Origin of the sequence: Thalassotalea algicola, assembly GCF_012932965.1 — a bacterium.
GTDB lineage: Bacteria > Pseudomonadota > Gammaproteobacteria > Enterobacterales > Alteromonadaceae > Thalassotalea_F > Thalassotalea_F algicola.
On record NZ_JABBXH010000002.1, the window covers coordinates 234976 to 243069 of the forward strand.

The following is an 8094-nucleotide window of genomic DNA, read 5'->3' on the forward strand; positions in this document are numbered from 1 at the left end:
TAAGTATAAGTTGAGTAATTATATGTCAGATTCTTCCCCGACAACATGGCAGACGTTTAAGCGATTAATGGGGTATACCAAGGTATACAAAGCAGGATTGATTGCTGCCATTATTGGTATGTTGGGTTACGCCTCAGTAGATAGTTTTGTGTTTTCTCAGATAAAGCCGCTTATAGATGAAGGTTTACAAGGGAAAGATCCAGAGTTTATGAAGTGGGCTCCGCTGTTTGTTATTGTTATGTTTATTATTCGTGGCATCTGCCATTTTATCGGAAACTACTGTTTGGCGTGGGTCGGTAACAATGTTGTAACTGATATTCGTCAACAATTATTCGACCACATCATGGCGATGCCCGTGGCTTATCATGATAAAGAATCTACCGGTAAGCTTATTTCAAAACTTACTTACGATACCGAACAAGTATTAAGAGCAACGAGCAAGGCACTGCTAACCTTAGTGCAGCAAGGTGCATTTGTCATCGGTTTGCTTATCGTAATGTTTTACCATAGCTGGCAATTATCGTCGATATTCCTGCTTATCACCCCCATAATTGTGATTATTGTTAACTACGTGTCTAAACGTTTTCGTAAAGTCAGTAAAAGCATTCAAAATACCATGGGAGAGGTGACAAGCGCCGCTGAACAAACCTTTAATGGTCATAAAGTTGTGTTAACGTTTGGTGGTCAAAAGCGCGAAAGCGAGCGCTTTGCCAAAATTAATAAAAACAACCGTCAGCAGCGAATGAAAATGGTGGCGACCAAGTCGGGTAGTGTACCTATTATTCAAATTATCGCCTCTTTTGCGTTAGCGTTTGTTTTGTACGTTGCCAACCTAGACAGTATGAAAGATGCGTTAACACCAGGTGCATTCGTTAACGTACTGCTTTGTATGTCTATGTTATTAAGACCACTTAAGCTGTTAACTACTGTTAATAGTGAATTCCAGCGCGGTATGGCGGCTTGTATCAGTATTTATGAAGTACTAGATAAAAATATAGAGCAAGATACCGGTAAAGAAGCGCTTGCAAAATCGAACGGTGACCTAGTCTTTGATGATGTTGACTTTTACTACGGTGATGAAGATAAACCGTCGCTTTCGGGCTTGTCATTTACCGCGAAACCAGGTGAAACCATTGCACTAGTTGGGCGTTCTGGTAGCGGTAAGTCAACAACAATTTCATTGTTATTGCGTTTTTACCAAGCAACAAAAGGTGCAGTCAAAATTGATGGTATAGACATTAACCAATACCAATTAAAAGACTTACGAAAGCAGTTTGCTTATGTGTCACAGCAAGTGGTTTTGTTTAATGACAGCATCGCCAATAACATCGCTTATGGCAAGCCAGATGCGAGCCGAGAAGAAATTATCGAAGCGGCGCGTAAGGCACATGTTTTAGAGTTTTCAGAACAATTAGCCGATGGCTTAGATGCCAATGTAGGTGAAAATGGTTCGTCGCTTTCTGGTGGTCAAAGACAACGAGTAGCGATTGCGCGTGCCTTGTTATGTGATGCGCCGTTTCTAATTCTTGACGAAGCAACGAGTGCGTTGGATACAGAGTCAGAGCGTCATATCCAAGATGCTCTTACTGCATTACAAGAGAATAGAACCAGTATTGTGATTGCGCATCGCTTATCGACCATCGAAAGTGCCGATACCATATTAGTACTTGATCAAGGTAAAGTGATTGAACAAGGAAGCCATCAAGCATTGTTAACCCGCGACGGCGCCTATGCTCAGCTTCACAACTTTCAATTTGGTCAATAATTAATGCGATTGATTGAGCGAGTATGGTTTCACAATGACTCTGCCAAGTGGTGGCTAGTCCCGTTATTGCTGCCATTCACTCTATTGTTTTGGTTGTTAACCGCTTTAAGGCGCTTGCTATATAAAGCGAAGTTACTCCCGACTCATCATACTGATGTTCCCGTTGTTGTTATTGGCAATATTGGTATTGGTGGTAACGGAAAAACCCCACTGGCTATCTACCTAATTGAGCTATGCAAAAAGCTTAGTATTGAGGTAGGAGTGGTTAGCCGAGGTTATGGTGGAAACGCACCTCATTACCCTTATTTACTCAATGAGCAATCAATTACGGCGCACACGGGCGATGAGCCTTTAATGCTTTATAAACGTTGTAATGTGCCGGTAGCTGTTGGGCCAAATAGAGTTGCTGCAGTTAAGTTGCTCGAGCAGCAAGGTTGTCAGTTAATTTTGGCTGACGATGGCTTGCAGCATTATAAAATGGCACGTGCAAAAGAGATTGTAGTAGTGGACGGTAATCGGTTATTTGGTAATGGGCTTTTATTGCCAGCAGGGCCGCTTAGAGAAGGAACTTGGCGTTTAAATACAGCCAATTTGATTGTCGTAAATGGCGATAGACAATCGGTGGTAGCTAACCAAGTCAATATGACTTTGTCTCCTCAACGCTTTGTTAATGTTAAAACTGCCGAGCAAATATCCGTCGCCGACTTTGCTAACGAACATAAACAAGTAAATGCTATCGCAGGTATAGGTGACCCTAATCGCTTTTTTAACACGTTAAAGGCGTGTAATATTGCGGTAATTAATGCACGTGGTTTTGTTGATCATCATGCTTATCAATCAACAGATTTTGATAAGCTTGGGAAAGAGTTGCCGATTGTGATGACAGAAAAAGATGCGGTGAAGTGCCAAACATTTGCCGATGAAAACTGGTGGTATTTGGCTATCTCAGCAAACTTTGAACAAGAAACAGAAAACAGATTTGAGCAACTGTTAAAACAGTGCGTAAGCAATGCTTAAACAATGTTAAAACAATAAAATGAACTAAGAGACAGTTATGGCTTTTGATATTAAATTAATGGACATCCTTGCCTGCCCATCATGTAAAGGTAAGCTGGTATTAGACAAAGAAAACAATGAGCTAATTTGTAAGTTTGATCGTCTTGCTTACCCAATTGAGAATAATATTCCGGTATTGCTTGAAAATGAAGCTCGCCGCATTAAAGAATCAGAGAGTTAATATGTCGTTTATCGTTGTTGTACCTGCTCGCTATGAATCGTCACGCCTACCAGGCAAAGTGCTAGCAGATATTGGTGGTAAGCCTATGATTCAATGGGTGGTTGAAAAGGCAAAGGCCAGTGGTGCAGAAAAAGTCATCGTTGCTACCGATAATGATCAAGTTGTTGATGTCGTAGAAGGTTTTGGTGGTGAAGTATGCCGTACACGAGCCGATCATCAATCTGGCACTGAACGACTTGCCGAAGTGGTAGAAAAATATCAATTTTCAGCTGATCAAGTTATTGTCAATGTTCAGGGCGACGAACCGTTTATTCCGGCAGACAATATTGCTCAAGTTGCGACAAACTTAGCGACACAGAATGCTGGACAAAACACGGCGCGCATGGCGACACTTGCTGTACATATTGACGATGCTGAAGAAGCTTTCAACCCGAATGCAGTTAAAGTGCTTACCGATAAAGACGGCTATGCTTTATATTTTAGCCGAGCGACGATCCCTTATGATCGCGAACGTTTTTATGGCAAAGAAAGCCCTGAAATAGGTGATTTTTATTTAAGGCATATCGGCATTTATGCTTACCGTGCAGGCTTTATACAAGATTATGTAGCTTGGCCAGCAAGTGAACTTGAAAAAATTGAATCGTTAGAGCAACTAAGAGTGCTTTGGCAAGGTGAGAAAATTCATGTTGCTGTCGCACAAAGTCGTACACCTGTTGAAGGCGTAGATACACCGGAAGATTTAGCAAAAGCACGTGACTTTGCTGCATCTATAGTTAATAAATAAGGGTAGCATTTGTTACCGCTTATTTATCATGACAACTACTCATGTCCTTTTCCTGACGATCATCGATTTGTTATGTCGAAGTTCGTTCGCCTGTACCAATATTTAAAACAAAGCGGCCTGATAAAAAGCAATATAGTTAAACCTAAGCAAGCAACCCTAGAAGCCTTGTCGATAGTTCACGATATCAATTACTTGAGGGCAATGTGTGAAAACGCAGTTGACGAGAAAGCGTGGCGAAGAGTGGGGTTACCTTGGAGCCAAGGGTTAATCAATCGTACATTGACGGCCCCCAATGGCACATTAGTGGCCGCAAGAGTAGCGTTGCAGAAAGGTTTAGCCTGCCATTTGGCAGGTGGTACGCACCATGCCCATGCAGACTTTGGTTCAGGCTTTTGCATGATCAACGATTTGGCTTATACGGCTAAATCGTTGTTGGCTGAAGGGCGGGTTAACAAGGTATTAATCTTCGATTTAGATGTGCATCAAGGTGACGGCACTGCGAGTATTTTGGCCGATGAAGCCAATGCATATACTTGCTCTATTCATTGTGAGAAAAATTTCCCCTTTAGAAAATTTAATAGCGATTTAGACATTGGTTTAGCAATAGGCCTAAAAGACGCAGAGTATTTGCACGTTGTTCAAGCAACATTAGAGCGGTTACTAGAAGAGCAAAAACCTGATCTAGTACTCTATGATGCTGGCGTCGATGTTTGGCAAGACGATGTCTTAGGGCGCCTTGACATAAGCTGGCAAGGTATAAAGCAACGTGACGAATATGTAATTAATACTTGTTTAAAAAGCGGAATTCCAATTGCTACGGTAATTGGTGGTGGCTATGACAAAGATCACGATAGACTCGCGCGCAGACATGCTATAGTTATTGAAACAGCGAATGAAGTTTTTTATCGCAATTAGTAGTTTCTTGCTAGGGAGCGGTTAGAGTCACAATGGTACTCGTTAAAGGTTCGTCAATGGTTAAAGTGGTTAGCTGGGCTGCTATTGCAATCGCATTTTTTGCATCTAATTTAAAGGTGATGGCAAAAAATGCTGAGGTAGCACTTGATAAGCAAATAACGTTTTACTCTGAAGTTTACCCGCCAGCTAACTATATTGAAAATGGTGAGCTTAAAGGTATTACCGTTGATACATTAAAAGCACTTTGGCAGCATTTAGACATTCCAGAACAGGACATTTCGGTTGTGCCATGGAGTCGTGGCTACCGCTTCACCTTAACCGATGAAAACACTGCACTTTTTACTATGTCTCGTACGCACTCTCGCGAGCATTTATTTAAATGGGTAGGGCCAGTTTTTAATTCCACTCATGTATTAATGGCGAAAAAAAACAAAGGATTAAGTTTCAAAAAATTAGGTGAAATTTTTTATCATAAAGTTGCTGCCGTACGTGGAGATATCTCCGAAATAGCACTAATGCAGGTAGGCTTTCCTGAATCTAACATGGCGAAAGTCTCGGAGTTGAAGCAAGCTTATCTAATGCTAGAAGCAGGGCGGGTCGATATGATGGTCGTAACCATTCATGGTTTTTCCTATTTAAGCCGACAGTTAGGCTTTAACGCAGGTGACTACCACGCAATTTGGGAAGTAAATAAAGTGGGCAACTATATCGCATTTAATGTTGATACGCCTGATGACGTCATTAGTCAGTATCAACAAGCGTTTATAGCCATTAGTCAGCAACGCCTAACAATTAAAGAAATGTATCAATTGCCAGAAGAAGAATACTAAGTTTAATTGCTAATTTCCCAATTCTGTATACGTTATCTTTCTATTGATAACGGGCTCTTGTTCATCATATTAGTTAACCGATAACACTTACCTAGTGTACAGCACTTTCACCTCGCTTATATCTCAAATGTTTTTTACTCAATAACTGTTTATCCATACAGGTTTGCCGCTTTAAGGTTAAATGCAGGATACAAGGCAAATTGCCCCCTTTCCACAACGGAGAAAGGAGGCAAAATGAAATTAAGACGTTTAAAGAAATCACTTGGTATTGATGAAGTTATTGAAAAGGCACGAATAGCGGCAGATGAAAGTAAATGGCATGAGTACATCAATGCGATGGGTGGCGTTTTTGCTAAACGAAAAGACCAACCTATCAAACTTGCTTATGATGCATCATTTGATAGTGAAACAGGCGAATGCAAAATAGGCTTTTATGATGGAAATATTATCCAAACCATTAAAGGATTGATGTTTAAAGGGCATAGGATATTAACACGATTTTTCAGTTGGCGTTAAGAAAGAGCAAACGTAGTTTGTGATAACTTGGAGTTCTGTAAATAACTGTACTAATTAATGACCTTGTCTAGTAAGAATAATTGATTTGTAATAATACCTTACTTGTTTATCATATGCGCCAACTCAGGAAAAAGTTTTGTATTAAAATAAGGGATAAAGAATAAGGATGTTTACAATTTATAAACGTTTTTTTGCTATCGTAGCAAAGCTGGTTTTGTGTTGTTTTTCTATAATTTCTATTAGTAGTTGGGCAGAAGTTAAACTTCCTTCTAAAAAGGTGCTTCAAAGCAACAATGCATCAGCTGCAAAAAATAAAAGTATGGTTTCTTCTTTAAATGTATCACAGGTAGAGCAGTGTGAAGAAAACCTAGTATTAAACGTTCCATCAGGAGAGGTATATGATTCAAGTCAAGAACTTGGAATTCGAGAAGCACCAGCATATGTAATATATGGGCTATGGGTAAATAAACAGGGAGTATATACACCGCCTAAGTGTGGTTTAAAAAGAGAAAAAGTAATAAAAATTCCAGTATTACTCGTTGATTGGGAAGATTTTGATCCTGCAACAGACCTAAGCAATCCGAACAATCCTAATTCTAATTTCCCTAATTATCAAAAGAAAAGTGCCTCAAAGTTTTCTGAATGGTTAAATGGTCAAACTGGTCCTGCACAATACTTCAAAGATGTTAGTGGGGGGGAGATAAAGCTAGAGTTTGATGTTATTGGCTGGTTAGAATCAGCTGCAACTGGTTCCTATTTGCAAGCTCGCTCTAGTTATCTGACGTTTAATGAAGATAACCAACGCTGGTATTGTGACAGAGAATCTATAATGAGAGATGCGATGCGAGATGCTGTTGCTCTTCATAATGTTAATTTTAGCCAATACAATGTTGATTTAAAAGCAAATTCAAACCTAGCTGGGGTTATAGATGGGATGGTGCTCGTATACGAAGGCGGAGCTGGATTATGCTCTGGAAATAACATGAGCTGGTTTTCAGGTGCGCACTCTACAAACGACTATGATGTGTTTGAAATTAACTATGAACAAATTGCAGAACTAGTGGAAAGCAACGACCCAAATTTTTCTAAATTCAGTGAGCAAACAGTTTTATATGAATATTACAATAATATATCGGAATATACATTTAAGGATATTAACGTTGAACCCTGGAGAATTGGAACTTGGAATCATGAGCTAGGGCACCTTTTACTTGGCTTTCCCGATTATTATTATTCGAGATTTGAAATGGGAGTGTGGGGGTTATCTGCGATCTCCAGTAATGTTCAACCTTCTGCATGGGAAAAGGCTTTATACGGGAAGTGGTTTGATTTTAATGAGATAAACGCGTCGGACAATTATAACCTACTCACTAGTGATATTGCAGATGGGGCTGTTTATGAAAATGACACTTATATCTATAAAATATTAATTAATGGTGATACTAATCATTATCTTACGGTTGAATATAGGTGGCTTGAACAAGCAGGGAATGCACAATCTAGCTGGGTTACTTCAACCCATAGCCAAATAGAGTCAGGGTTACAAATAGTCGAGTTTAATTGGAATAAAGCATATTTCGATGAAGGTTCTCCTCAAGTAAAAAGGCACCTACCTTTTACTGAATCCTACTGGGACACGATCGCCAGTTTCAATGAAAATGATACATTTAATGAGTGCTTTTATAATGATACTTTCTGTGTAGCAATCAAAAATATTACTTTTGATAATAATGTTGCGTCATTTCATGTAAACCTTTATATCGATACAGATGCTGATGGTATTGAAAACTCTGTCGACACCGATGATGATAACGATGGTGTTTTAGATAGTGACGATGCTTTTCCATTAGATTCTAGTGAATCAACAGATACTGATTCAGATGGTATAGGGAATAACGCTGATACAGATGATGATGGTGACGGAGTTGAAGATAGTGCTGATGCATTTCCTCTAGACCCGAATGAATCAGTAGACACCGATTCAGATGATATCGGCAATAACGCAGATACAGATGATGATGGTGACGGAGTTGAGGATAGTGCTGAT

The 8094-nt window shown here is 39.7% G+C and carries 7 protein-coding genes and 1 pseudogene; all 8 read left to right on the plus strand.

Translation table 11 applies throughout. The annotated features are described in order from the left end of the window. Window positions 1–22: 22 nt before the first annotated feature. Complete coding sequence (gene msbA, locus HII17_RS05630) at window positions 23–1765, plus strand: lipid A export permease/ATP-binding protein MsbA (RefSeq protein ID WP_169074388.1); 1743 nt, start codon at window positions 23–25, stop codon at window positions 1763–1765. 3 nt (window positions 1766–1768) lie between these two features. After that, on the plus strand, window positions 1769–2782 hold the full coding sequence (gene lpxK, locus HII17_RS05635) for a tetraacyldisaccharide 4'-kinase (protein ID WP_211185265.1): 1014 nt from the start codon (window positions 1769–1771) through the stop codon (window positions 2780–2782). Window positions 2783–2819: 37 nt separating this feature from the next. Then, complete coding sequence (locus HII17_RS05640; protein WP_169074389.1) at window positions 2820–3002, plus strand: Trm112 family protein; 183 nt, start codon at window positions 2820–2822, stop codon at window positions 3000–3002. Between the two features lies 1 nt (window position 3003). After that, window positions 3004–3786 (plus strand): 3-deoxy-manno-octulosonate cytidylyltransferase, encoded by a 783-nt coding sequence (gene kdsB, locus HII17_RS05645; RefSeq protein ID WP_169074390.1) that lies wholly within the window; start codon window positions 3004–3006, stop codon window positions 3784–3786. Between the two features lie 9 nt (window positions 3787–3795). Then, entirely contained in the window at window positions 3796–4701 is a 906-nt protein-coding gene (locus tag HII17_RS05650) for a histone deacetylase family protein (protein ID WP_235938660.1), read from the plus strand. A 32-nt stretch (window positions 4702–4733) separates the two neighbouring features. Further along, a complete protein-coding gene (locus HII17_RS05655) occupies window positions 4734–5531 on the plus strand; it encodes a substrate-binding periplasmic protein (RefSeq protein ID WP_169074391.1) in 798 nt (265 codons plus the stop codon). Window positions 5532–5765: 234 nt separating this feature from the next. Further along, window positions 5766–6047: a hypothetical protein gene (locus HII17_RS05660; RefSeq protein ID WP_169074392.1), complete on the plus strand. Its 282-nt coding sequence runs from the start codon at window positions 5766–5768 to the stop codon at window positions 6045–6047. A 166-nt stretch (window positions 6048–6213) separates the two neighbouring features. Next, a pseudogene (locus tag HII17_RS18950) lies at window positions 6214–8094 on the plus strand (hypothetical protein); the annotation flags it as partial.

Excerpts from the sequence above, each read along its gene's own strand:
- msbA (WP_169074388.1), top strand. The coding sequence starts at position 23 with ATGTCAGATTCTTCCCCGACAACATGGCAGACGTTTAAGCGATTAATG.
- lpxK (WP_211185265.1), top strand. The coding sequence starts at position 1,769 with ATGCGATTGATTGAGCGAGTATGGTTTCACAATGACTCTGCCAAGTGG.
- HII17_RS05640 (WP_169074389.1), top strand. The coding sequence starts at position 2,820 with ATGGCTTTTGATATTAAATTAATGGACATCCTTGCCTGCCCATCATGT.
- kdsB (WP_169074390.1), top strand. The coding sequence starts at position 3,004 with ATGTCGTTTATCGTTGTTGTACCTGCTCGCTATGAATCGTCACGCCTA.
- HII17_RS05655 (WP_169074391.1), top strand. The coding sequence starts at position 4,734 with ATGGTACTCGTTAAAGGTTCGTCAATGGTTAAAGTGGTTAGCTGGGCT.
- HII17_RS05660 (WP_169074392.1), top strand. The coding sequence starts at position 5,766 with ATGAAATTAAGACGTTTAAAGAAATCACTTGGTATTGATGAAGTTATT.